We start from the raw sequence: 23,108 nt of genomic DNA, 5'->3' as shown, positions 1-23,108 counted from the left end.
CTGCATTGCGGCCCCCGGCGGACCTCTCCGCGCCTTCCCGTCACTTTCGACCGCACTTGCCGCGCTCCGCGAAATGGAGGCCCGCCATGATGGCCAATGAGATTGCCGCAGCCTTCCGCATGAAGAGGGCTGGCGCCGGCTGGCAGGGCGATTGCCCCGCCTGCGGCTACGCGACGACCTTCGCTGTTCGCCAGTCTGAGGACGGGCGCGCCCTCTATCACTGCCACTCGTGCGGTGATGGGCGCGCCATTGGCGCTGCCATCAGGGACGCGCTGGGAAGCGGCTACACTCCACCGTCACGCCCCGCCGCAGCATTCGTCGCCGACGACGCCGCGAAGGCCGCAGAGCGCGAGAAAGCCCGCCTCCGCGCAATTGCGATCTGGGGCGAGGCGGTGCCCATCCCCGGCACGCTTGCGGCGGTATACCTGGCCGCGCGCGGATTGCCGTGCGTCGCTTCTGGCGCGCTCCGGTTCCACGCCGCCCTCTACAACACCGAGGTCGGACAACGTCTTCCCGCCATGGTGGCGGCAGTCACCTTGCCCGGCTCGCCTGAGGTGATCGCGATCCATCGCACCTTCCTGGCCGCCGATGGCAGCGGGAAGGCGGCGGTTGATACGCCGAAGAAGACACAGGGCGGTATTGGGGGCGGTGTCATCGCCCTAGAGCCTGTGACCAGCGCCGGGCCGCTCGTGATCGCGGAAGGCATCGAGACTGCGCTTTCCGCGAGGCTACTACTCGGCAGCGGTGCGGCGTGGGCGGCCATCGCGGCAGGTAACTTCGCGAAGATCCTGCTGCCGGAAGAGGCGCGCGACGTGATTATCGCCGCCGACCCTGACCCTGTAGGGCAGCGCGAGGCGTGGGCGGCGGCCACGCGATGGCGAGCCGAGGGCCGTTCGGTGAAGGTGGCCACACCGCCCGCCGGCCAGGACTTCAACGACATGCTGCGCGCCCGCCTCGCGCCGGAGGTGGCCAATGGTTGACGGCATCGACATGCGCGACGCGGAGGACGGCCCGCGCGCCGACGCAGCGCCGGAGATCCACGCTGCGGCGGTGACCTGGCCGCGGGGCTTCACGATGAAAGCCAGCGGGCTCCATTGGCAGGGGCCGGCGGAGGATGCGCCGGTTCTCTGGCTGACATCCCCCTTCGCGGTTGAGGGCGAAACGCGCACGGGCGCGGGGATGGAGTGGGGCTTTCTGCTTTCTTGGCAGGACAGCGACAAGCGGCCCCACACTTTCGCCGTGCCGCGGCGCTTATTGCTCGGCGAGGCGCGCGAGTTTGAGGGCGAGTTACTCAGCAGGGGCATGCGCATCGCAAGCTCGCCGCCACTTCGGCAGAGGTTCCGCGACGCGCTGATGAACCTCCGCACGACCCAGCGGATTACCAGCGTCTCTCGAATGGGCTGGCACCATAGCGCCGGGGGCGCGGTCTACATCGCCGGCGATGGTGCAAGCTTCGGGCCTTCAGCGGAGCGCATCGTTCTGCAGGGCGCCTCGCCCGATGCAGCGGCGGCGGTGGCGCCAAGCGGGACGCTTGCAGAGTGGCAAGAGCATGTCGCGGCGATGGCGGTGGGAAACGATCTGGCCGCGCTGTTTCTCGCCGCTGCCTTCGCCGGGCCGATCCTCGATATCGCCGGCGAACCTTCGGGCGGGCTGCACGCCTTCGGCGCATCGCAGAAGGGCAAGACGACCATCCTTCGCTTGGCTGCGAGCGTGTGGGGAAAGCCTGAGGCGGGTGCCGCGCTCAGGACGTGGCGCAGCACGTCGAACGGCATCGAGGGCGTGGCGGCTGCCTGCAATGACGCGCTGCTGTCCCTCGATGAACTTGGCCAGTGCGATGCGCGGGAGGCGGGCGAGATTGCCTACCTTTTCGCGAATGGCGCCGGGAAGTCCCGCGCCGCACGCGATGGCAGTGCAAGGGCGGCGCGAAGCTGGCGCCTTATGCTTCTTTCGACTGGCGAGATGGATCTTGCCGCCAAGCTTGCGGAAGGCGGCAAGCGCGCGATGGCCGGGCAGCTGGTCCGGCTGCTGAACATCCCACTGCCCGAGGCCGGGCCGATGGGGCAAGCCTTGCATGGGCGCGAGACCAGCGGCGCTCTGCTGATCGCAGCTAATGAGGCCGCCCGCCGCTTCCATGGCACGGCTGCCCCGGCCTTCCTCGAAAGGCTCGCGGCGATGAGGGCGGAAGATGCTGCGGGCCTAGCAGCGATCATCAACGCGGCGCGGGATGCTTGGGTAGCGAGCAACCTGCCGGCAGATGCGGAGGGGCAAGTCTCCGCTGCGGCCCGGCGCTTTGGCATCATCGCTGCGGCCGGCGAGCTGGCCGCCAGCTTCGGCATCCTGCCCTGGCCGGCAGGCGAGGCGTCACGCGCGGCGGCGGCAGGCTTCCGGCTCTGGGTACGTCATCGCGGCGGCGCCGGGGCGCATGAGGACGCAGAAGCCGTCGACCATGTTCGGCGCTTTCTCGTGGCGCACGGCACAGCCCGCTTCGCGCCTCTGCTCCGCGAGGGCGAGCCAGTGCGGCTCATCGAAGGCGGCGATCGCATCCTCGGGGGACGCGTTGGCTGGCGGTGGGTGCCAGCGGACGGCCAGGCGCAGACGGGCCGGCAACAGGAGTACCTGGCAGAAACCAGCGTGTTCCGTGCCGAAATTTGCGCCGGGCGAGATCATAGGACGGTGTTGGCCGCCCTTAGGCGCGCCGGCTTTCTCCGACACGATGACGGGCGGCTCGATACCAAAGCGGCCGCCATCACTGGCGTCGGCAGGCCCCGCGTCTACGCCATTCAGGGCGCGATCATCGGCGGCTTGGAGGGCGAGGCATGATTGCCCCAGCCCTTGCCCCACTTGCCCCAGCTTGCCCCAACGCCCCAAAAAGCGAGGAAACCCATGCAGAATGGGCCTTGCCCCACTCTGCCCCACTTGCCCCAGCCGAAAACAGAGATGGGGCAGCGATGGGGGCACTTTGGGCTATGGCGGCGCGCTGGCGGTTGCCGGGTGTTGTGGTGGCGCCGGAGCCTTCTCCGTCCGCTTGCGACGATCCGGAGCGCGAGGCGATGGCGGCACACTACGCGGCGCCGCCGAGCACTACCCCCTACCTTCCGAGCGATCCGTGCGACCTGCGCGATGGTCTCCTGAGAGGGGCGCAACCTGCGCCAGTTTCCGGCCGCGCTACGCTTTGCAAGCCTGCCGACACGGCCGCTCCGCAAAGCCCGTTGACCAGCATGACCCAGACCTTTCGCGCAGCCCTCGAAGATGGCGCGGTGCGCGAGGCCTGCCCGGCCGGTGGACTGCTACTCCGCCTCCCGGACGGAAGGGAGCTCTGGGCGAGAGCTGACATCGCCGCGGCGCTAGTCACTGCAATTCCACACATCATGGAGGCTAACGGCAATGGTTGAGACCGCGAAAAACACGCGCGCAGAGGCGCCCGCGCGCGAGGGCTCTGAAGGCTCTGTCCCCTTCACAATCCTGGGCCTGACCGCTCTTCCGGACACGCGCCGCACCCCCCTGGCAGCGGCACGGGTGCGGCTTGGTCCGGCGGAGGTGGTGTTCCACCTTGCCGCTAGACGTGGGCAACGATGGGTGGTCACGCCTCCGCGCGATCCAGACAATCAGCCGGCGCTATTCCTGCCGGAGCGCATCGAGGAAGCATTGCACGCAGCCATCATCGAAGCTGCCAATGCGGACCCGGTGGTGACGGCGCACCTCGCTAAACGGGCGTGGTGCTAGGGCGCGGGACAGCCCGCTAACGACTGGCGCACAGCCCTCGCCTCCGCCCTATTGCGGGTCGCGCACGCACTCGAATGTAAATCGGACGTTCCCAGATGTGCTGTCCCCTAACAGGACAGCGCTGCGCTGCACGGCATTCCGCACCCCCTGCCGCTGACACTCGTTCTCTGCCGCGGTCAAGGTCTCTTGAATATGGCTGCGCGCGCCGGCCACAAGCACAACATTCGCGGGCGTGCGTGCGATCACCTGCGGCGGGGCCGTATTTGGCGCGGCGCAAGCGCTGGCGCTTACGACTAAGCCAAAGAACAAAAGATACTGAGATCCGGTCACTGCCGCGATCCAGCACCTTGGGGAGGGTTTTCGTTCGGGCCTGCCCGCCACACCACAGCTTGCCCCTGTCCGGCCATGCTCTGTGCTGCAGACAAACCGACTAAATCGCCGAGCCCTACTTGCAGCATCCCAAAACGATCGATCCCCACTGGCTCATACCGAACGTTGATGATCGCGTCGGCGCCAAGCCTCCCTGCAGCTTGGCGTAGCCGCTCCGCCACATGCTCCTGGGTAGGTATGGGAGATATGACGTTGGCCTGCCGCAGCGTCGTTCGGACTATGCCGAGTAACTCATAACGATGTGGCGGCTCGCCTTCGAAGATCTGAATGCCCTCCGGAAGGGTTGGGCCGGCCGGGTTCATCCGCGCACCGGTCAAAGACGGCGTGTCATAGACCGCGCCGCACCCAGACATGGCAAGCGCCACAACAACGATGGCGGCAAAGCGGGTGAGGTTCATCGGGGCGGCGCCCGTGAGAAAGGGCGGGGCAGTAAATCTGTCGTGCATTTCAGTCCCCCAATCTCTTGTCCCGGATGCAAATACAGGCCGGTGCCGCACCCTAGTGTGTTATAGTTGTTCAGTGGAAGCGCGCATTGACGCCCGTGGCAATTGGAGACTGTAAACCGTGTCAGAGACCGCATCTCGCTACCAGAACGCGCTGACCTACAATCCGACAAGGTCCACGGGGACTCATCTCGATGGCCGGTTTACGCCGGACTTCGGGTTCCAGCAGGTGGCGTCGCGCGCGCCTGTGCAGTTCGATCCCTACATTGCCCAGGCCGCGCAGTATGACGGCGGAGGCGGCGGGTTCGGCTACGCGCCCAGCGCACCGGTTTCGGTGGTCGATCAGGGCGGCGGCGGCGAGACGAACCTTCTTGCGCTGGTGGCGCGGTACGGGCCGACCGCGCTGCGCAACTTGGATAAGGCGCGCGGGCTGTTTGGCGACGACCCGAGCATCAACAGCTACGACAACAGCGTGCCGTACACGGCGCCGCTGCCAGGCGCTGAGGGAGCGATCGACAGCTTTGGCAACGGAGTGGGCGGCTTCGGCGACAGCTTCGTTAGCGGGCAGGGCGGGGCCGCGTCCGGCGTTGTCCCCGGTGGGGCGGCAGCGCCCGCTGACAGCTTTGCCAACAGCGTGGCGTCCTATAGCGGCGGTGCGGATATCGCAGCAGGCAGCGCAGGGCAAAACGCTGCCGGCAGCTTGGGCTACGGTGGCTTAGTAGACGGCGCAGCGGGCGGTATTGGCGGCGCGGTAGGCGGCTACGCCGGCAACTATATCGGCCAGAGCATCAACGATGGCCGACTGGACAGCCGTGAAAACGGCCAGATCGGCGCGGCAATCGGCGGCGCGATCGGCTCCTTCATCCCCATCCCGGTCGTGGGCACGCTGGTTGGCGCCTACTTCGGCGGCCTCATCGGCTCCAATATCGGCGGCGAGCCCAATATGCCCAGCGCCTATGCGCAGGGGTTCTATGGCCCCGATGGCAACTTCAACGCCTCGGGCGTGGCGCGCGGCGGCGGCAAGTGGGATGACGCCAACCTGCTCGCGCAGGTGGCCCCCGATTACTTCGCCCAGCGCGCCGCGGCTGATGGCCTCGTGCCCAACACCGGCCTGGCCGGGCAGGGCTACTTCTTCGGAGGCGGCGCCCATGACGGCGAGGGCGGCTGGTTCCTGCAGCCCAATGAGCGCGGCGCAGGCGAGGTCCGCCCCGACATATGGGGCCTCTACGCAGGCGCCGACGCATCGCAGGGCTACGCCGAAAGTGGCGGTTATGGCGACCTGAGCGACCCAGCCTATCTCCAGGCGGCCCGCGAGCAGGGCGTCACTCCTCTCGACATCCGCCGGCCCGGCAACTTCGATGAAGCCCTCGGCAGCGCCTATGACCGGTTGCGCGGGTGGGGCTACTTCACCCAGGCTGGCAACAACCCGACGCCGGAGGCGGGGTGGGCGGCCTACTACGCCAAGTACGGCGACCCCAGCATTCCGTTCAATCCGAACTTCACGCCGCTGTCGTTGGCCGATGCGGCCAATAGCGACCCCGGCACCGTCTTTTCCTCGAATACCGGCTATGCCTCGCCGGATGCCGCTGGCGCCTACGCCGGTTTCAACGCGCCGGGCGGCGGTGACGGCGGATGATCCGCCCGACCTCCGCCGGCAGTGGGGATTTTTGTGGGGACGATTGGCGGCCCTTCTAGATGTCGGCAGCAATTTCAATAGCTTAAAATGACGTATGGCGTCCCGTACGGGATTCGAACCCGTGCTGCCAACGTGAAAGGCTGGTGTCCTAGGCCTCTAGACGAACGGGACCGGTGCAGACGCGCAACCGCCATAAATCGCGGGCGCGCCGCTGCATACACAAGCCGCTCCCCAGCGGCTAGCCCCTTTGCGCAATCCTGCGCTCCCGCTCACTCGGCGCGGATATTGCCGCGGCGGATCACCTCGCCCCATTTTTCCAGCTCCGCACGCAGGAAGCGGCCGAAGATCTCGCGCGTGTCGCCGCCCGGAATGGCGCCCTGGTCGTTCAGCAGCCGCATGATCTCGGCGTCGTGCAGGGCATCTGCCGCAGCCCGGTGCAGTGCGACGAGGACGCGTTCCGGCACGCGCACCGGCGCGACCAGGCCATGCCAGTTGTTGGCATCCACCCCGGGCAAGCCGAGTTCCGCCATGGTCGGCACATCGGGCAGCCAGGACAGCCGCTGCTCGGTGCCGACGCCGATCGGCCGCAGCGCGCCGGCGCGGATATGCGGCAACAGGATCGGCAGGTCGGCAAAGCCCAGCTGGATCTCGTTCTGCAGCAGGGCGGTCGTGAGCGGCGCACCGCCGCGGTAGGAAACGTGCGTGATGTCGAGCCCCGCGGCGGTGCGCAGCAATTCGCCCGCCAGATGCGGCATGGAACCCGAGCCGGAGGAGCCGTAGTTCAGCGCCCCTGGCCGTGCACGCGCCGCCGCGATGAGGTCGGCGAGGCTGCGGAACGGGCTCGCCGCCGGCACCACCAGCGGTTCGGGCACCAGCACCCCGAGCGTGATGGGTGCGAGGTCGCGCAGCGGGTCATAGCTGGTGCCGCGGTCCAGGCGCGGCGAGATGGCGAGCCCGCCGGCGCTCCCGATCGCGAAGGTGTAGCCATCCGGTGCCGCGCGCGCGGTGACCTCGATGGCGGTGACACCCCCTGCCCCTGGGCGGTTCTCGACGATGATCGGCTGGCCCAGCGCGGCGCCCATCTTCGGGCCGATCAGGCGCGCGACGATGTCGCTCGGCCCGCCGGCGGCAAAGGGCACGATGAGGCGAATGGGCCGCGTCGGATAGGCCTCCTGCGCGGCGAGCGGCAGCGCGAGCAGCGTGGTGAGTGCGGCGGCGATCGCGCGCGTTGCTTTCATAGGATCCTCCCGGTGGCTTCTGCGCACCACCCATCGATGCGAGTATCGCCCAAAACCGATCAGGGAGAAGTGCCATGCGCATCGTGAAGGTCGAGAGCCACATCCACCGCACGCCCTTCACCTTCGGCGCCAGTGCCGCGGGTGTCGGCGGCAACCTGCATCTGCGCAGCATGGACACGCTGCTGGTCCGCGTGGAGACCGACACGGGCCTGCATGGGTGGGGCGAAGGCTTCGGCTTCACCCTGGTCGACACCACGCGCGACGCGTTGGACCGCCTCGTGATCCCGGCCTGCCTCGGTGAGGATGCCAGCGACATCGGCGGCCTCGGCCATCGGCTGCAGCGGCGGCTGCACAATTTCGGGCGCAACGGTGCGGCGAGCTTCGCCATCGCCGCCATCGACATCGCGCTGTGGGACATCGCGGCCAAGGCGGCGGGCCAGCCGCTGCACGCGCTGCTCGGCAAAGCCGCGCGGAAACGGGTGCCCGCCTATGCCAGCCTGCTGCGCTACGGCGTGCCCGAGGACGTCGCGCGTAACACCCGCGCCGCCGTCGCCGCCGGGTATCGCCGCATCAAGCTGCACGAGGTCGACCTCGCCTGCATCCGCGCCGCCCGCGACGCGGCGCCGGCGGACATCCCCCTGATGCTCGACATCAACTGCGCCTGGAACGGCGTCGAGGAGGCGCACGTCTTCTGCGCGGCTGTGGCAGACATGAACATCGCCTGGGTCGAGGAGCCGGTCTGGCCGCCCGAGGATTTCGCCGCCATCGCCGCGGTGCGTGCGGCCGCTCCCTGCCCGATCAGCGCCGGGGAATGCACCGGAAGCGTGGCCGAACTCGGCGCCATGATCGCGGCCGGTGCGGTCGATGTGGTGCAGCCGAGCGTGAGCAAGCTCGGCCTTTCCGCCATGCTCGAGGTCGGCGCGATGGCAAGGCGTGCCGGCATCCGCATGGTGCCGCATTCCCCCTATTTCGGGCCTGGCCTGTTGGCCACGCTGCACCTGCTCGCCGCACTCGATGCCGAGGAGCCCATCGAGATCTACGCCGCCGACCTCGCCCGCGCGCCATATGGCGACGCGCTGCTGCCGCGCGGCGGGTTCGTCGCGGTGCCGGACACCCCGGGGCTGGGGCTGGAGCCGATCCTCTGATCAGGCGATAGCTGGCAGCCGGTAGAAGCTCGCGGCGCTGCGCCAGAACAGGTCGGCCTTGTCGTCGGCGCCGGCACCTGCGGCGAGGCGCTTGAAGGCGTTCCACCCGACCGCATAGCCAAACCCGCCCTTGTCCACCGGGAAGTTGCTCTCGAACATGCACCGTGCGGTGCCGAACAACTCGATCGCACCCTCCATCCACGGGCGCCAAGCATCGACGAGCATCTCGGAAGACGGCGCGATCGCGCCCTCCTCCAGGCCGAAGCCCGGCAGCCGCATCCCCAGGCCGCCGAGCTTCACCATCACGTTCGGGCACGCGGCGAGCTCCGCCATGTGGCGCTGCCAGGTAGCGAAATTCTCGTCCTGCCGCCCGGCATAGCGCCCGATCCCTAGGATGCCGCCGCAATGGTCGAGCACGATCGGCGTTTCTGGGAAGGCGCGGGCGAGCGCGGTCAGGCGCGGGATCTGCGGGAAGTACAGCCAGGCATCGTAGCTGAGCCCCAGCGCGCCCAGGTGCCGGAAGCCGGCGCGGAAGCCCTCGCTGCCCAGCATGTCCTCGGCTGGGCGATAGGCGGGGTTCAGCAACGCCGCATCCTCATCCCAGGTCGCGATGTGGCGGATGCCGCGGAAGCGGTCGCCGCCGGCGTGGATATGCGCCTCCAACACCGGCCGCACGGCATCGCCCAGGGTGAGGTCCGCATAGCCCACGATGCCGGCATTCACCTGCACATTGCCGTAGCCGCCGCTCGCGCACATGGCGGCGACGCCATTGGCGAATTCGGTCTCGCCGACCGGGCGCATCGCCTCCGGCCCGTCGGCGCGGTGCATGGAGCGGGCCTGGATGAAGACCGTCGCGCGCACGTCATGGCCGCTGCGCAAATCCTCGAGGAACTCGTGCAGCAGGTAGCGCCAGCCCGGCCGTTCCCACAGATGGTGGTGCGGGTCCACGATGCGCTGCGCCGGGTCCAGGATCTCCTCCTGCCGCGCATTGAGCCAGGCTTCGCGCACCGGCAGGTAGTGCTGCGGCGTCGTGGTGTTCATCGTGCGTCCCTCGGTCGGTGTTTGAGCGCAGCTTGGCACAGCGCGCCGCGGGCGGAACCTCCTGGCCGCGCATGCCGCGGTTCGCCTAACCTCATGGCGGCCTGCCAGGGAGAATGCGCCATGACCCCGACGAAACCCCGCGTCGCCCTGGTCACCGGCGCCGCTGGCGGCATCGGCCGCGCGATGGTGGCGGCCCTGCTCGAGGCCGGGCACGCGGTGGCGGCGATGGATCGCGACGCCGCCGCGCTGGATGCCTTGCGCGCGCTGCACCCGGACCAGCCGCGGCTGCACGCCCTATGCGCCGACCTCGGCACCGAGGCCGGTTGCGCCGGGACCATCGCCGACACCCTTGCGCATTTCGGGCGCATCGATGCGCTGGTCAACAATGCCGGCATCGGCGTCAGCAGCCTCCGCCCCGACGCCGAGACGCGCCTGCCGGCCATCGAGGAGCTCGACGCCGCGACCTGGGACCGCTTCTTCGCGATCAACCTGCGCGCGCCGATGCTGCTGCTGCGCGGCGCCCTGCCGCATATGCGCGCAGCAGGGTGGGGGCGGGTGGTCAACAACACGACCAGCTTCCGCACCATGCTGCGCGTGCTGCCGTATGGCGCGACCAAGGCGGCGCTCGAATCCGCCTCCGCGATCTGGGCGCAGGAGCTCGCGGGCAGCGGCATCACCGTCAACGTGCTGATCCCCGGCGGGCCGACCGACACGCCCTTCATCTCCGACGCCACCGGCTGGGACCGCGCCGCGATGCTGAAGCCCGCGATCATGGGCCCGCCGCTCGCCTGGCTGCTCAGCGACGCGGCAGATGGCTTTACCGGCCACCGCATCATCGCTGCAGGCTGGAGCGAGGCCACCCTGGCGTACCGCGCGATCGGTTGGCCCGAACTCGGCGCTGACGCGGTCTGGCTGCAAGGCAGCTGAGTCCTGCGGTCGCGTGGCCTGCCGCATTATAGCTTTATTGCGAGCGCGAAATCCTGCTAGGTCACAAAGCTGTTGAAGGTCACGACGATACCTTCCCGCTCCGACCGGCAGCGTCTTTCCAAAGCCTCCCGTGCCTCCAGGGTGCCTTCCACGTCGCGCACATTGCGCCGGCGAAATAGAACTTTGCACCTAGGCGATCGCATGCCCAATTCCCAACGCGTCACGGAACGGACGGTCGAGAAGCTGCAACGCCAGCAGGCCGCCCTCGCGGCGTTTGGCAGCTTCGCTTTTCGCGAGACCGATCTCCAGAAGATCCTGACCGAAGCGGCGCGCATCTGCGCGGCTTCGCTCGAAGTGCCGTTCTGCAAGGTGTGCCGCTATCGCCCGGCGGAGGACGACCTGCTCATCGTCGCAGGATGCGGGTGGAAGCCGGGCGTCATCGGCGGCGTCGTCTCGCAGGCCAATGAAACCTCGCCGCAGGGTCGCGCCTATGTCACCGGCAAGCCCGTCATCATCCGCAACATCATCACCGCGAATGACCTGGCGCTGCCGGAATTCTATGCCGAGCACGGGATCATCTCCACGGTCGACGTCGTCATTCCCGGCTTCGACGGAAAGCCCTTTGGCGTGCTTGAGATCGATAGCCCGTCGCAGCATCAGTACGACGTCCACGACATCAACTTCCTGACCGGCTTCGCCAATGTCCTGGCCGAAGCGGTGGCGACGGCCACGCGCGTCCAGGCGTTGCGCGAATCCGTCGAACAGAAGAACCTGCTGGCAGAGGAATTGCAACACAGGGTGCGTAACAATCTCCAGATGCTGGCCAGCATGCTCTCGGCGCATGCGCGCGACGAGGCTGGCGTCGCCGGGCACAGTGTGGATGCGATGATCCGCCAGGTGACGATCCTGGCGCAGGTCTATGACAGCCTGCTCGGCGTGGGCCTCAGCAAGACCATCGACTTCGCCGGCTACCTCGATGCGCTTTGCGTCAGCATGCCGGGCCTGCAGGGACCGCGTGCCCACAGCGTCGCGATCCATTGCCGGGCGGACCGGCTGCTGCTGGACCTCGACGCGGTCACTTCGCTCGGCATCGTCGTCGCCGAGCTCATCACGAACAGCTACGGCCACGCCTTCCCAGACCGGGATGGGCAGATCCTGATCGATCTTGCGCTCGATTCCGGCGGCAAGACCGCGATGCTGACGATCCATGATGACGGGATCGGCTATCGCCCGCAGGACGGCAGCTCGCGGCGCGGCCTGAGCCTGTGCCGCCGCATCGTCGCGCGGATCGGTGGCACGCTGGAGCTGCAGCCTGGTGCGGGAACCCTATGGGCGATCGGCTTCCCCGCCGCCGCCTGACGCGGCGAGGCTCCATCGCCCGCGCTCGACCGTCGAGAAGAAGGATTGGACCGCGGAATTGAAGGCGGCTGGTTCTTCCAGGTTGATCGCGTGCCCGGTGCGCGGATGCATCCACAGCCCCGCGTTGGGCAGCATGCGCTTGATGAAGATGCTCGGCTCGACGCAGGGCGTGTCCTCGTCGCCGACAGCCAGCAAGGTCGGCACCGCCATCGTTCGCAGCTGCGCTTCCCAGGCGTAGACTGGGTCGCGCGCGCCCTGGTAATGCTGCGTCGTCAGCGCCGAGCCGATGGCTGAGTGCGAGCGCAGATGCGCGATGAACTCGTCCCAGCCGCGCGGGTCCTTGTGGCGCAGCTGGATACGGGTCGGCGTGGTGCCGGCCTCGATCGCAAGGTCCTGCCATCCAAGTTCGCGAAGACGATCCGCCTTGCCGACATTCTCCGCTCGGAAGGCGGCCAGCGCCGCCGGGTCCGTGACGCTGCCGCTGCCCACGCCGGCCACGACAAGCGCCGTCGCACGATCCGGATGACGAATGCCGAACAGCAGCGTCGCGAAGGCGCCCATCGACAAGCCCACGACATGCGCCTCGGCGATGTTCAGGTGGTCCATCACCGCCTTGATGTCGGCGACCGAGTGGTCCTGACCGTACAGCGCGCCATCCTCCGGCACGTCCGAGGGCGGGTAGCCGCGCGCGGCGAAGGTGATGCAGCGATACTCGCGCGAGAAGAAACGCACCTGCGTCTCCCACTCGCGGTGATCGGCACCGTATTCATGCACGAAGACGATCGGGTGACCGGTGCCGGTCTCCTCATAATAGAGGTTGGCGCCGTTGGATGGGGCATGCGGCATGGGTCGTTTCCTCCTGCGGATTTGCAGCGAGGCTAGCCGACCGGCGCGGCGTCCACCACCTGGAGACAGGCCGAGACGTCGCCATTCCAGCGCTCGGCGCGCAGATGGCCGGCGAGATGCATCGGCACGCGATCCTTCGCCAGCAACGCCTCGGCCAGCGGGCCATCCTTCGCCCGGAAGCAGATGGTCTTGAGCCGCCCGCCGCCCTCGCCCTCGATGATGGCGCGGATGGTCGCACCCTCCTTGCCGATGCGATCCGCCTTCAGCACGCGCGCGCGGGCGATGGCGAAGAGCGGCTCCTCATTGCCGGCGCCGAAGGGGGCGAGGCGCTCCACTTGCGTGGCGAATTCCACCGTCGCGGCGCCGACGTTCAGCGTGCCCTCGAGCGAGAGATCGGCGGCCTGCGGCAGCGTCTTCGCCGCCACCATGCGATCCTCGAAGAAGGCGTGCACCTCGGCGAAGCGGTCTTCGACGAAGGAAAAGCCCGCCGCCATGGCGTGGCCGCCGCCAGTCAGCAACAGCCCCGCCTGGCGTGCCGCGATCACCGCGCTGCCCAGATCCACCCCGGGCACCGAGCGGCCGGAGCCCTTGGCGATGCCCATGCCAAGCCCCGCGATGCAGGCCGGCCGGTTGAAGCGTTCCTTCACGCGCCCGGCCACGATGCCAACGACGCCGGGGTGCCAGCCCTCCCCCATCACCATCAGCACGGCACACCCGGCATTCGCCTGCGCCTCGGCCGCGGCGAAGGCGGACGCGATGACATGCGCTTCCACCTCCTGCCGCTTGCGGTTTACGGCATCAAGCTGCTCGGCCATCGCGCGCGCCTCGATAGGGTCCTCCTCCAGCAGAAGCCGCAGCCCGAGATCGGCCGCATCGATCCGCCCGCCGGCGTTGATGCGCGGGCCCAGCGCGAAGCCGAAGGTATGCGCGTTGTACGGATCGCGCGCACCAGCGACATCCAACAAGGAGGCAATCCCCGGCCGCTCCCGCCGCGCCAGCACCTTCAGCCCTTGCGTCACGAGCGCGCGGTTGATCCCCGTCAGCGGCATCACGTCGCACACCGTCGCCAGCGCCACGATGTCCAGCAGCGTGCGCAAATCCGGCTCCGCCTGTTGCGCAAAATGCCCCGACCGCCGCAACACCCGCAGCACCGCGACGCAGGCCAGAAACGCCACCGTCGCCGCGCAGACATGGCCGAGCCCGCTCGTGTCATCCAACCGGTTCGGATTGACCACCGCCACCACGCGCGGCAACGCGCCCTCGACCTTGTGGTGGTCCAGCACCACCACATCCGCGCGCCCCTCCGCCACCGCCAACTCCGCCGGCGCCGCAATCCCGCAATCGACACAAATGATCAGCGTCGCACCCCGGTTGCACAGCAGCGCAATCGCGTCCCGGTTCGGGCCATACCCCTCCCGCATCCGGTCCGGCACGTAGGCCGTCACCGCACACCCAAGATCGCGTAGCACCCGCGTCATCAGCGCGCCGGCACACGCCCCATCCACATCGTAATCGCCGAACACCGCCACATGCTCGCCACGACGCACCGCATCCGCAATTCGCTCCGCCGCCGCATCCATGTCGCGCAGCACCGAAGGGTCCGGCAGCAACGCCCGCAACGTCGGCTCGAAGAAATCCCCAGCCCCCGCAATCCCAACGCCACGCGCCGACATCAACCGCCCGACCAACTCCGAAACACCCAGACGCTGCGCAATGCCCGCACCAACCCGCGCATCCCCCTCGCGCCACAACCATCGCCGCCCCGTAACACTGCGCTCGACGCCGAGGATGGTCATGGGAGAAGGCCAGGGGCTCTGCCCCTGGACCCCACCAGGATCGTGTCGATCCTGGACCTCCATCTGTTCGTTCTCGGGCTTGGGAGGGGGTTGAGGCTCGCCGGAGGCGAGCCGGGTTGAGGAGGGGGCGCATGGAGCGGCTGTGTCGCGCAAACTCCCATGACGCGCCCCCTCCTCAACCCGGCGCACATCGATGAAACACACCCCTTCCAAACCGAGGACAAACACATGCAGGGGTCCGGGGATCGGCGCGATCCCCGGCGGGGGTCGAGGGGGCGGAGCCCCCCGCCTTGCTCCCGTGCCACCCTCAGGCGACGAAGGCAGTCGGTTTCAGGGCGAAGTTGTGGTGGCCTTCGATGTAGCGGACGGTGCCGGACTTCGAGCGCATGACGATGGAGTGTGTGATGGCGCTGTGGGCAAAGCGGCGCACGCCCCGCAGCATGGGTCCAGTGGTCACGCCGGTGGCGGCAAACATCACTTCGCCCTTGGCCATTTCTTCAAGGCTGTAGATGCGGTTGGCGTCTGTGATGCCCATGGTGCGCGCGCGTTCGACCTGGCTGTCATCCTCGAACAGCAGCTTGCCGTACATCTGCCCGCCGATGCAGCGGAGTGCGGCGGCCGCGAGCACGCCTTCGGGGGCGCCGCCGGAGCCAAGGTAGAGATCCACGCCGGTTTCGGGCTGGCTGACCGCGACCACACCGGACACGTCGCCATCGGAGATGAGCATGATGCGCGCGCCGGCTTCGCGGCAGGCCGCGATGACGGGCTGGTGGCGGTCGCGGTCGAGCATGCAGACCACCAGGTCGGAGATCGCGCATTTCTTGGCGGCGGCCAGGTTCTTCAGGTTCTCGGCGGGCGAGGCGTCGATGTGGACGACGCCATCGGGCAGCCCGCGGCCGACGGCGATCTTCTCCATGTACACGTCGGGCGCGTGCAGGAACCCGCCCTTGGGCGCGAGGGCGACGACGGCCATGGCATTGGGCCCACCCTTGGCGGTGAGGGTGGTGCCTTCGAGAGGGTCCACGGCGATATCGACTTCCGGCCCTTCGCCGGTCTTGGCGTAGAGGCCGATCTTCTCGCCGATGTAGAGCATCGGCGCCTCGTCCATCTCGCCTTCGCCGATGACGACGGTGCCGGTGATGGCAACGGTGTCGAAGGCGCGGCGCATGGCGTCCACGGCCGCACCATCGGCGCTGTTCTTGTCGCCGCGGCCCATCCAGCGGGAGGCGGCGAGTGCGGCGGCCTCGGTGACGCGGACGAGTTCGAGGGCCAGGTTGCGGTCGACGACCATGCCGTATTCGGGGGATTGTTCGGCCATTGCTGTGTCTCCGACTCGTCTGGTGCGTGGGGGTAGGTGAGGCGTCGGCTTAGCCGGAAACCGAGGGCGCGTCAGTCCGGCGACGCGTCCAGTTAGCGCATCGACAGCAGCGGGCCGCCGTCCTGGCACGGCGACGCGTTCGACGGGCCGGCACGGCGGCTGGTGGCGAAGTCGCCGCAGGCGGGGTGATCGATCTGCCCTTCAAACGTTGTGCCGTCGGGCGAGACCTCGCCGTCGAGCCCGACCATCACGTAGCCGAAAGGCTGGTGCAGCCAGGCGCCAGGATCGAGCCGGACGTGCCGGCTGGCGGCATCGTAGGTGCCGGTCATGGTGTAGCAGCCGGTCGGCACGAAGGGGTTGTCGGGCGGGGCCTGGAAGTGAAACCAGGCGTTCAGCACGCCTGGCTTGGGCTCGATGATGGTGAGGTTCACCGCGGTGTTGCCTTGCGGGCAGGTGTAGTGGCCAACCCAGGTCGCGCTCACCTGCTGCGCGGTGGCCGCCGAGCTGGCCAGCAGCAGTGCGAGGAAGGCAAGGCGTCGCATCACAGCGCCTCGATCCGGATCAGTGCGGGGGGTTCGACGACGGTCTCGAGTGCGGCGATGCGGGCGATGGCGACGCGCATCTGGCGTTCCTCGCAATCATGGGTGGTGAGCACGACGGGCACGGCCTCGCCGGGGGCGCGGCCGCGTTGGAGCATGGATTCGAGGCTGATGCGCTCGTCGCGCAGGATGCCGGTGACGTCGGCGATCACGCCGGGGCGGTCGAGCACCATCAGGCGCAGGTAGTAGGCGCCGACATGGGCCTCCATCGGCAGGGAGGGGACGTCGTCCAATGCTTCCGCGCCCCAGACGGGCGTGAGGCGGCCGCGCGCGATGTCGATGAGGTCGGCGACGACCGCGCTTGCGGTCGGGCCCGCGCCGGCGCCGCGGCCTTCGAGCATGACACGGCCGCAGAAATCGCCCTCGGCGACGACAGCGTTGAACACGCCTTCGACGCGGGCGATGGCGGCGCCTTTCGGCACCATGCAGGGATGGACGCGGGTCGACACGCCCCCAGCGCTGCGCGTTGCGATGCCGAGCAGCTTGATGCGGAAGCCGAGTTCCTCGGCGAGCGCGATGTCGAGCGCGCTGACGCCGCGGATGCCCTCGATATGCACGGCTGCGAGATCGACAGGGCGGCCGAAGGCGAGGGCGGCGAGGATGGCCAGCTTGTGCGCGGCATCGACGCCGTCGATGTCGAAGGCCGGGTCGGCCTCGGCGTAGCCCAGCTTCTGCGCCTCGTGCAGGACCTCGGCGAATTGCAGCCCTCGTTCGCGCATCGTGGTCAGGACGTAGTTGCAGGTGCCGTTGAGGATGCCCGCCACGCGGCTGAGGCGATTGGCGGCGAGGCCTTCGCGGATGGCCTTGATGGCGGGAATGCCGCCGGCGACCGCGGCCTCGAAGGCCAGCGTGCCGCCCATGCGTGCGAGTGCGGCGCCATGGACGGCGAGGAGTGCCTTGTTGGCCGTCACCACGGGCTTGCCTGCCGTGAGTGCCGCCTCGACCAGCGCGCGCGCCGGGCCTTCGCTGCCGCCAATGGTCTCGACCACCACATCGACGCCGGCATCATCGGCGAGTGCGACCGGGTCGTCGTACCAGCGCATCCCCCCAGTCGCGACGCCGCGATCCTTGTGCCGGTCGCGCGCGGAGATGGCGGTCACCACGATGGGCCGGCCGGCGCGGGCGGCGATGAGATCGGCGTTGTCGCGCAGCAGTTTCGCGACCCCGGCGCCCACGGTGCCGAGGCCGGCGATGGCGATCGCGAGCGGACGGGCAGTCACGAGGCGTGATCCATGTGGTCCATCGTCCTCACGCGTGGGTCAGCACGGGTTCGGCCTCGACGGGTCCGGCATTGTCCCCGGCGAGGAAGGTCTTGATCCCACGCAGCGCCTGGCGGATGCGGGCATTGTTCTCGACCAGCGCAATGCGGACATGCCCGTCGCCATGCTCGCCGAAGCCCAGGCCTGGCGCGACCGCGACCTTGGATTTCTCCAACAGCAGCTTGGAGAACCCCACGCTGCCGAGGTGGCGGAATTTCTCCGGGATCGGTGCCCAGAGGAACATGGAGCCCTCGATGGATGGCACGTCCCAGCCGGCCCCGCGCAAGCCCTTCACCAGCACGTCGCGGCGGTCCCGGTACAGAGCGCGCATTTCGGCAACGCAATCCTGCGGACCGTTCAGCGCGGCCGCGGCGGCGACCTGAATGGGCGTGAAGGCACCGTAGTCGAGGTAGGATTTGACGCGTGTCAGCGCGGCGACCAAGCGCGGATTGCCGACGGCGAAGCCCATCCGCCAGCCAGGCATGTTGTAGGTCTTGCTCATCGAGGTGAACTCGACCGTCACATCCTTCGCACCGGGCACTTCGAGCACGGAGGGCGGCGGCGTGTCGCCGAAATACAGCTCGGCATAGGCGAGGTCGGAGAGGATGAAGAGCTCGTGCTTGCGGCAGAAGGCGACGAGGTCTCGGTAGAAGGCGATGTCGGCGACGAGCGCGGTCGGGTTGGACGGGAAGTTCACGATCACGGCGGTCGGCTTCGGCACGGAGTGGCGCACCGCCACGTCGAGCGCACGCAGCATCGCGTCGTCCGGCGTGTAGGGAATGGAGCGCACCGAGGCACCCGCGATGATGAAGCCGAACTGGTGGATCGGGTAGGACGGATTAGGCACCAGGATGGTGTCGCCGGGCGAGGAGATCGCCTGCGCCAGGTTGGCGAGGCCTTCCTTGGAGCCTAGCGTGGCCACCACCTCCGTCTCCGGATCCAGCTTCACGCCGAAGCGGCGCTCGTAGTAGCCAGCGCACGCCTTTCGCAAGCCAGGGATGCCCTTGGACATGGAATAGCGATGCGTGCGCGTGTCCTGCACCGCCTCGATCAGCTTGGCGACGATGTGCGGCGGCGTCGGGGCGTCGGGATTGCCCATGCCGAGATCGATGATGTCCTCGGCGGCAGCGCGCGCCTTGGCCTTTGCGGCGTTGACCTCCGCGAAGACATAGGGCGGCAGGCGGCGGATGCGGTGGAAATCCTCGGTCATCATTCAGGTCCAAATCGGCAAGGACGCGGACCATAGAGCAAGCCACGGCCCGGCAACATGGCTCCCGCGCGGGTCACGGCAGCCGCGGCGGTGCCAGCAGGTCCGACCCCGGCAGCGCCGGCGCACCGGGGGCCAGCATGTCGGCCGGTGGTGCCTCGGGCGCCGCGCCGCGCGGCGTCGGTGCAGTGGGCAGCGCTGGAGCGTTCGGCACGGGCGGCCCGGCCACCACGCTGGGGCCGAGGCGCGGGCGCTCCGGCGGCCCGGGCAGCCCACCGCCGGCGCCAACCGGCTCCCGGGCGCTCGCCGCCACCGGGACCTCGATACGGGATACGGCGCGCTCCCGCGCCAGGCGTTCGGTCAGCGCCAGGCGCAGCGCGGCGTCGGGGCGCGTCGGCCGTGCCGGCACGCTGCCGATCGCCGGGTAGGGTGTCCCCTCCTCGAGGCCGGGCGGAGCGTCGCGTCCCTCAGTGGAGGGGCCGAAGGCGCGCGCGATGGTCGTGCGTGGGTCGGTGCCGCCGCAGCCGGCCAGAGCAAGCACGGCGCAAAGCAGTCCCGCGACCGGCAGACGGCCCCGTGCTTGATTGCGGGGGAGCGGACCCCTACCCTTCTGTCCAGACACAGCGTCCCGCATGCGCGTTCGCGCCCTCATCCCGTAACCGCGGGCATGGGTAGCCCGAACCTGATCATGGCGGAAGCGCCGAACAAGCACGTGCGTGGCACCCGAACCGGGAACCGCGCCAGAACGGAGCCGTCAGGGACGATCATGGCCGATGACACCGAACACGCCGCGCCGGATTTCCGACTGCCCGATCCCGCCATCGTCTCGCGCACCATGGCCGATGTCGCGGAGCGCGGGCAGCGCATCGTCAATGATTTCCTCAAGCGCCAGGCCGAACACCCCGGCGCCGTGGCCGAGGCCCCGATCGACCCCTTCAACATCGGTTCCGCATTTTTCGAGATGACCACGCGGCTGATGCGCGACCCGCAGCGGCTGGTGCAGGCGCAGCTCGGCTTTTGGCAGGACTACATGACGCTGTGGCAGAACACCACGCGGCGCATCCTGGGCGACGCCATCACGCCGGTGATCGCCGAGGATGCCAAGGACAAGCGCTTCAAGGACGAGGCCTGGCGCGAGAGCGAGGTGTTCGACTTCATCCGCCAATCCTACCTGCTCTCGGCGCGTTTCTTCCGCAACGTGGTCGACGACAAGGAAGGCCTGGACCCGCGCACGGCGCAAAAAATCGATTTCTACACGCGGCAATTCGTCGACGCGATGAGCCCCACGAACTTCCTGCTGACCAACCCCGAGGTGCTGCGCCGCACCGTCGAGACCGGCGGCGAGAACCTGCTCAAGGGCCTGTCGAATCTGCTCGCCGACCTCGAGCGTGGCCGCGGCCAGCTGCGCATCCGCATGACCGACGACACGAAGTTCGCGCTGGGCGACAACATCGCCGTCACGCCTGGCCAGGTGGTGTTCCAGAACGACCTGATGCAGCTGATCCAGTACACGCCGACGACCGAGACGGTGCTGAAGCGGCCGCTGATGATCCTGCCGCCCTGGATCAACAAGTTCTACATCCTCGACCTCCGTCCCAAGAACAGTTTCATCCGATGGGCGGTGGCGCAGGGGCACACAGTGTTCGTCTGCTCCTGGGTGAACCCCGATGAGCGCCATGCCGAGAAGGATTTCTCCAGCTACATGCGCGAGGGGCCCTACGCCGCGCTCGACGCGATCGAGAAGGCAACGGGCGAGCGTGAGGTGAATGCCGTCGGCTACTGCCTGGGCGGAACGCTGCTCGCGGCCACGCTCGCGCAGATGGCGGCGAAAAAGGATACGCGCATCAAGTCCGCGACCTTCTTCACCACCATGCTCGACTTCGAGGAATCCGGCGAGCTCGGCGTCTTCATTGACGAGGAGCAGCTGCAGGCGCTCGAGGAGAAGATGGGCAGCCGCGGCTACCTCGATGGGCGCGAGATGGCGACCACCTTCAACATGCTCCGCGCCAACGACCTGATCTGGTCCTTCGTGGTGAACAACTACCTGCTCGGTCAGGAGCCGTTTCCGTTCGACCTGCTCTACTGGAACGATGATTCCACGCGCATGCCGGCCAAGATGCACAGCTTCTACCTGCGCCGCATGTACCAGCAGAACGACCTGGTGAAGCCCGGCGGCATCGAGCTCAACGGCGTCAAGATCGACCTTCGACGCATCAAGCTTCCGACCTACATGCTATCCACGCGCGAGGATCATATCGCGCCCTGGGCCAGCACCTATCGCGCGACGCAGCTGTTCAAGGGACCGATGCGCTTCGTGCTCGCGGCGTCGGGCCATATCGCTGGCGTGGTGAACCCGCCGGAGAGCGGCAAATACAGTCATTGGGTCGGCAAGGACCTGCCGGAGAAGGCGGATACCTGGCTACAGGGCGCGACGGAACTCGCCGGCAGCTGGTGGCCGGACTGGCAGCGCTGGATCGCGGCGCAGGCGCCGGAGACGGTACCGGCGCGGCAGCCCGGCGCCGGGGGGCTGCCGGCGCTCGAACCCGCACCCGGCAGCTATGTGAAGGTGATGGCCAGCGATTGAGGACGGCGGCCCTCTATCTCGGCGCGGCGCTGGCCGAGATCGGCGGCTGTTTCGCCTTCTGGGCCTGGCTGCGGCTGGGCCGCTCGGCGCTCTGGGTGGTGCCGGGCACGCTGGCGTTGGTGGGGTTCGCGCTGCTGCTTACGCGGGTCGAGGCCGCCGCCGCGGGGCGGGTCTTCGCGGCCTATGGCGGCGTCTACATCGTGGCGTCGCTCGCCTGGGCGGCGCTGGTCGAGGGGTTGCGGCCGGATGGCTGGGACGCGGCAGGCGCGGCGCTGTGCCTCGCGGGAGCCGCGCTGATCATCGCCGCCCCGCGCTGAAGCACATGCTTCAGAAACCGCGGCCGAGACCTTCGGTCAGCACGTCGTTTCGCTGGTTGCCGGTGTCCTGCAGGGCGCCGACACGCAGCTCTGCCTCGCTTCGCGCCACTTCGCGGGTGAGCAGGATGGTCGCCTGTTCCGCATTCGGCAGTGCGCCGAGATCACCCAGGCGGCGCAGCGTGGGTTCGCCGCCGACCGGCGCCAGGGCCGCGAGTGCGGCACCCTCGTTGCGCCGGTCCAGCGCGTTCGCGGCATTGGTCAGCGCCACCATGGCTTGGCGCGGGGTCGCATTCTCCGGCACGCCGACTGCGGCGCGCAGCTCGGCGCGGGCAGCGGCGAGCGCGATCTCGGCGGCAGAGGAGACAGGAGTCCAGGCCGGCGCCTGTTCCACCAGGTATTCCAGCTGCGCCGCGGCGCGCGCCGCTTCAGCGGGGCGACTGCGCAGGCCCGAGCCCTGGTCGGTGAAGGCCGCCGTCGTCGCCGCCAGGGCGCCGCCGACCGGATCGGCCATCGGCGGCAGTAGACCCGCCGGCGGCGGGGCCGCCACGCGCGGCCGAAGCATCTCCGCGCAGCCACCCAGGGCAAGCAGCGCCATGAATGCCGAGGCGATGGGGCGAAGTGGTATCATCCGGCAAGCCTCCCGCGCGCAGCCTGGCGCATCCCACCCAGGATGACGCCTGCCGGGCGCGCCAACAAGCCGGGCTCCTTAGCGGCCGCGCCGGCCGCCGTCGCGACGGATGAGTTCGCCCTCGGCGCTGCTGGTCGCGTAATTGGTTTGCGGCAGCGGCGGCAAGGCGGCCAGGCGCGCCAGAGTCGCCTGGCCGCCCTGGGTGAAGATCGGGCCGGAAAGCGCGGTGCGCGCATCGACGAGGTTGTCCTGCTGCAGCGCCCGCCGCGCCTGGAACATCGCATTGATCACCTGCTGCGGTGGCGCATTCGGAACAATGCCGAGGGCGGCGCGCCATTCCGGCCGGGCCGTCTCGAAGGCGGCCGGCACCAGCGGCGAGAATTGCCGCCAGCGCGTCCCGTAAGCGAGCTCGACCGCGAGGTGCTCGGCCTGCGCCACGGCGAGCGCCGCATCGGCGGGCTGCTGGTTGAGGTTCGCGGGCGAGGAGAAGGCGAAAGCCGTATTGAGGATGGCGGTTCGGGTGGGCTCGCCAAAGCTCTCCTGCTGGCCGTACAGCGTGGCGCTGGGCGGCACGGTGCCGCAGCCAGCGAGGCCGAGGGCCAGCAAAGCGGCCGCAGCGATCCGGGTGACCATGGGGTCTCTCCTTGCACCG

Annotated in this window: 21 protein-coding genes and 1 tRNA gene; 9 read left to right on the top strand and 13 right to left on the bottom strand. The window is 68.8% G+C overall.

All coding sequences use genetic code 11. The annotated features are described in order from the left end of the window. Positions 1 to 86: 86 nt before the first annotated feature. The 3 genes from GXW79_RS01020 (at position 87) to GXW79_RS01010 (ending at position 3,723) form a co-directional block, all read left to right on the top strand. A complete protein-coding gene (locus GXW79_RS01020) occupies positions 87 to 980 on the top strand; it encodes a DUF7146 domain-containing protein (protein ID WP_211872344.1) in 894 nt (297 codons plus the stop codon). Beyond that, a complete protein-coding gene (locus GXW79_RS01015; protein ID WP_211872343.1) occupies positions 973 to 2,820 on the top strand; it encodes a DUF927 domain-containing protein in 1,848 nt (615 codons plus the stop codon). Before GXW79_RS01020 ends, GXW79_RS01015 begins: the two co-directional genes overlap by 8 nt. 564 nt (positions 2,821 to 3,384) lie before the next feature. Further along, entirely contained in the window at positions 3,385 to 3,723 is a 339-nt protein-coding gene (locus GXW79_RS01010) for a hypothetical protein (RefSeq protein ID WP_211872342.1), read from the top strand. 326 nt (positions 3,724 to 4,049) lie between these two features. On the opposite strand, the gene GXW79_RS01005 is transcribed toward GXW79_RS01010, so the two are convergent. Next, positions 4,050 to 4,511 carry a YbjQ family protein gene (locus GXW79_RS01005; RefSeq protein WP_211872341.1) on the bottom strand — a complete coding sequence of 154 codons (462 nt, stop codon included), beginning with the start codon at positions 4,509 to 4,511 and terminating at the stop codon, positions 4,050 to 4,052. Positions 4,512 to 4,677: 166 nt separating this feature from the next. On the opposite strand from GXW79_RS01005, the gene GXW79_RS01000 reads away from it, so the two are divergent. After that, positions 4,678 to 6,192: a hypothetical protein gene (locus GXW79_RS01000; protein WP_211872340.1), complete on the top strand. Its 1,515-nt coding sequence runs from the start codon at positions 4,678 to 4,680 to the stop codon at positions 6,190 to 6,192. 95 nt (positions 6,193 to 6,287) lie between these two features. Here GXW79_RS01000 and GXW79_RS00995 read toward each other — a convergent pair. Together GXW79_RS00995 and GXW79_RS00990 are read right to left on the bottom strand one after the other, a co-directional pair. After that, positions 6,288 to 6,363: transfer RNA gene (locus GXW79_RS00995), tRNA-Glu, on the bottom strand. A gap of 98 nt (positions 6,364 to 6,461) precedes the next feature. Continuing rightward, a complete protein-coding gene (locus GXW79_RS00990; protein WP_211872339.1) occupies positions 6,462 to 7,430 on the bottom strand; it encodes a Bug family tripartite tricarboxylate transporter substrate binding protein in 969 nt (322 codons plus the stop codon). Between the two features lie 74 nt (positions 7,431 to 7,504). On the opposite strand from GXW79_RS00990, the gene GXW79_RS00985 reads away from it, so the two are divergent. Further along, positions 7,505 to 8,575, top strand: coding sequence for a mandelate racemase/muconate lactonizing enzyme family protein (locus GXW79_RS00985; protein WP_211872338.1), 1,071 nt, complete (start codon positions 7,505 to 7,507; stop codon positions 8,573 to 8,575). On the opposite strand, the gene GXW79_RS00980 is transcribed toward GXW79_RS00985, so the two are convergent. After that, positions 8,576 to 9,616 carry an amidohydrolase family protein gene (locus GXW79_RS00980; protein WP_246503594.1) on the bottom strand — a complete coding sequence of 347 codons (1,041 nt, stop codon included), beginning with the start codon at positions 9,614 to 9,616 and terminating at the stop codon, positions 8,576 to 8,578. A gap of 120 nt (positions 9,617 to 9,736) precedes the next feature. On the opposite strand from GXW79_RS00980, the gene GXW79_RS00975 reads away from it, so the two are divergent. Beyond that, positions 9,737 to 10,543 (top strand): SDR family NAD(P)-dependent oxidoreductase, encoded by an 807-nt coding sequence (locus GXW79_RS00975; RefSeq protein WP_211872337.1) that lies wholly within the window; start codon positions 9,737 to 9,739, stop codon positions 10,541 to 10,543. 201 nt (positions 10,544 to 10,744) lie between these two features. Continuing rightward, complete coding sequence (locus tag GXW79_RS00970; protein ID WP_211872336.1) at positions 10,745 to 11,902, top strand: GAF domain-containing protein; 1,158 nt, start codon at positions 10,745 to 10,747, stop codon at positions 11,900 to 11,902. Here the strand turns inward: GXW79_RS00970 and GXW79_RS00965 are convergent. The 7 genes from GXW79_RS00965 to GXW79_RS00935 all read right to left on the bottom strand — a co-directional run bounded on the left by GXW79_RS00965 (position 11,870) and on the right by GXW79_RS00935 (position 19,468). Further along, positions 11,870 to 12,748, bottom strand: coding sequence for an alpha/beta fold hydrolase (locus GXW79_RS00965; RefSeq protein ID WP_211872335.1), 879 nt, complete (start codon positions 12,746 to 12,748; stop codon positions 11,870 to 11,872). The two genes, GXW79_RS00970 and GXW79_RS00965, sit on opposite strands and share 33 nt — an antisense overlap. A gap of 32 nt (positions 12,749 to 12,780) precedes the next feature. Continuing rightward, positions 12,781 to 14,544, bottom strand: coding sequence for a single-stranded-DNA-specific exonuclease RecJ (gene recJ / locus GXW79_RS00960; RefSeq protein WP_211872334.1), 1,764 nt, complete (start codon positions 14,542 to 14,544; stop codon positions 12,781 to 12,783). A 307-nt stretch (positions 14,545 to 14,851) separates the two neighbouring features. Continuing rightward, a complete protein-coding gene (gene glpX / locus GXW79_RS00955) occupies positions 14,852 to 15,862 on the bottom strand; it encodes a class II fructose-bisphosphatase (RefSeq protein ID WP_211872333.1) in 1,011 nt (336 codons plus the stop codon). Between the two features lie 92 nt (positions 15,863 to 15,954). Beyond that, a complete protein-coding gene (locus GXW79_RS00950; RefSeq protein WP_211872332.1) occupies positions 15,955 to 16,404 on the bottom strand; it encodes a hypothetical protein in 450 nt (149 codons plus the stop codon). Next, a complete protein-coding gene (locus GXW79_RS00945; RefSeq protein WP_211872331.1) occupies positions 16,404 to 17,681 on the bottom strand; it encodes a homoserine dehydrogenase in 1,278 nt (425 codons plus the stop codon). The genes GXW79_RS00950 and GXW79_RS00945 overlap by 1 nt, the downstream gene beginning before the upstream one ends. A gap of 28 nt (positions 17,682 to 17,709) precedes the next feature. After that, complete coding sequence (locus tag GXW79_RS00940) at positions 17,710 to 18,930, bottom strand: LL-diaminopimelate aminotransferase (protein WP_211872330.1); 1,221 nt, start codon at positions 18,928 to 18,930, stop codon at positions 17,710 to 17,712. A gap of 73 nt (positions 18,931 to 19,003) precedes the next feature. Beyond that, entirely contained in the window at positions 19,004 to 19,468 is a 465-nt protein-coding gene (locus GXW79_RS00935) for a hypothetical protein (RefSeq protein ID WP_211872329.1), read from the bottom strand. 225 nt (positions 19,469 to 19,693) lie between these two features. Here GXW79_RS00935 and GXW79_RS00930 point away from each other — a divergent pair, with 225 nt between their 5' ends. Together GXW79_RS00930 and GXW79_RS00925 are read left to right on the top strand one after the other, a co-directional pair. After that, complete coding sequence (locus GXW79_RS00930; protein WP_211872328.1) at positions 19,694 to 21,511, top strand: PHA/PHB synthase family protein; 1,818 nt, start codon at positions 19,694 to 19,696, stop codon at positions 21,509 to 21,511. Further along, complete coding sequence (locus GXW79_RS00925; protein WP_211872327.1) at positions 21,508 to 21,828, top strand: YnfA family protein; 321 nt, start codon at positions 21,508 to 21,510, stop codon at positions 21,826 to 21,828. Before GXW79_RS00930 ends, GXW79_RS00925 begins: the two co-directional genes overlap by 4 nt. 10 nt (positions 21,829 to 21,838) lie before the next feature. On the opposite strand, the gene GXW79_RS00920 is transcribed toward GXW79_RS00925, so the two are convergent. Continuing rightward, complete coding sequence (locus GXW79_RS00920) at positions 21,839 to 22,456, bottom strand: hypothetical protein (RefSeq protein WP_211872326.1); 618 nt, start codon at positions 22,454 to 22,456, stop codon at positions 21,839 to 21,841. Between the two features lie 78 nt (positions 22,457 to 22,534). Continuing rightward, entirely contained in the window at positions 22,535 to 23,089 is a 555-nt protein-coding gene (locus tag GXW79_RS00915) for a hypothetical protein (RefSeq protein WP_211872325.1), read from the bottom strand. Positions 23,090 to 23,108: the final 19 nt, after the last annotated feature.

This window comes from Plastoroseomonas arctica, assembly GCF_018128965.1.
In the GTDB taxonomy this organism is placed as follows: Bacteria; Pseudomonadota; Alphaproteobacteria; order Acetobacterales; family Acetobacteraceae; genus Plastoroseomonas; species Plastoroseomonas arctica.
Note: the sequence above shows the minus strand (reverse complement) of the source record. Positions and strands in the feature narration are given on the sequence as shown.

Coding starts and splice junctions, on each gene's coding strand:
- GXW79_RS00970 (WP_211872336.1), top strand. CDS start 10,745: ATGCCCAATTCCCAACGCGTCACGGAACGGACGGTCGAGAAGCTGCAA.
- GXW79_RS00920 (WP_211872326.1), bottom strand. CDS start 22,456: ATGATACCACTTCGCCCCATCGCCTCGGCATTCATGGCGCTGCTTGCC.
- recJ (WP_211872334.1), bottom strand. CDS start 14,544: ATGACCATCCTCGGCGTCGAGCGCAGTGTTACGGGGCGGCGATGGTTG.
- GXW79_RS01015 (WP_211872343.1), top strand. CDS start 973: ATGGTTGACGGCATCGACATGCGCGACGCGGAGGACGGCCCGCGCGCC.
- GXW79_RS01005 (WP_211872341.1), bottom strand. CDS start 4,511: ATGAACCTCACCCGCTTTGCCGCCATCGTTGTTGTGGCGCTTGCCATG.
- GXW79_RS00915 (WP_211872325.1), bottom strand. CDS start 23,089: ATGGTCACCCGGATCGCTGCGGCCGCTTTGCTGGCCCTCGGCCTCGCT.
- GXW79_RS00950 (WP_211872332.1), bottom strand. CDS start 16,404: ATGCGACGCCTTGCCTTCCTCGCACTGCTGCTGGCCAGCTCGGCGGCC.
- GXW79_RS00980 (WP_246503594.1), bottom strand. CDS start 9,616: ATGAACACCACGACGCCGCAGCACTACCTGCCGGTGCGCGAAGCCTGG.
- GXW79_RS00975 (WP_211872337.1), top strand. CDS start 9,737: ATGACCCCGACGAAACCCCGCGTCGCCCTGGTCACCGGCGCCGCTGGC.
- GXW79_RS01010 (WP_211872342.1), top strand. CDS start 3,385: ATGGTTGAGACCGCGAAAAACACGCGCGCAGAGGCGCCCGCGCGCGAG.
- glpX (WP_211872333.1), bottom strand. CDS start 15,862: ATGGCCGAACAATCCCCCGAATACGGCATGGTCGTCGACCGCAACCTG.
- GXW79_RS01020 (WP_211872344.1), top strand. CDS start 87: ATGATGGCCAATGAGATTGCCGCAGCCTTCCGCATGAAGAGGGCTGGC.
- GXW79_RS00940 (WP_211872330.1), bottom strand. CDS start 18,930: ATGACCGAGGATTTCCACCGCATCCGCCGCCTGCCGCCCTATGTCTTC.
- GXW79_RS00965 (WP_211872335.1), bottom strand. CDS start 12,748: ATGCCGCATGCCCCATCCAACGGCGCCAACCTCTATTATGAGGAGACC.
- GXW79_RS00930 (WP_211872328.1), top strand. CDS start 19,694: ATGGCCGATGACACCGAACACGCCGCGCCGGATTTCCGACTGCCCGAT.
- GXW79_RS00985 (WP_211872338.1), top strand. CDS start 7,505: ATGCGCATCGTGAAGGTCGAGAGCCACATCCACCGCACGCCCTTCACC.
- GXW79_RS00990 (WP_211872339.1), bottom strand. CDS start 7,430: ATGAAAGCAACGCGCGCGATCGCCGCCGCACTCACCACGCTGCTCGCG.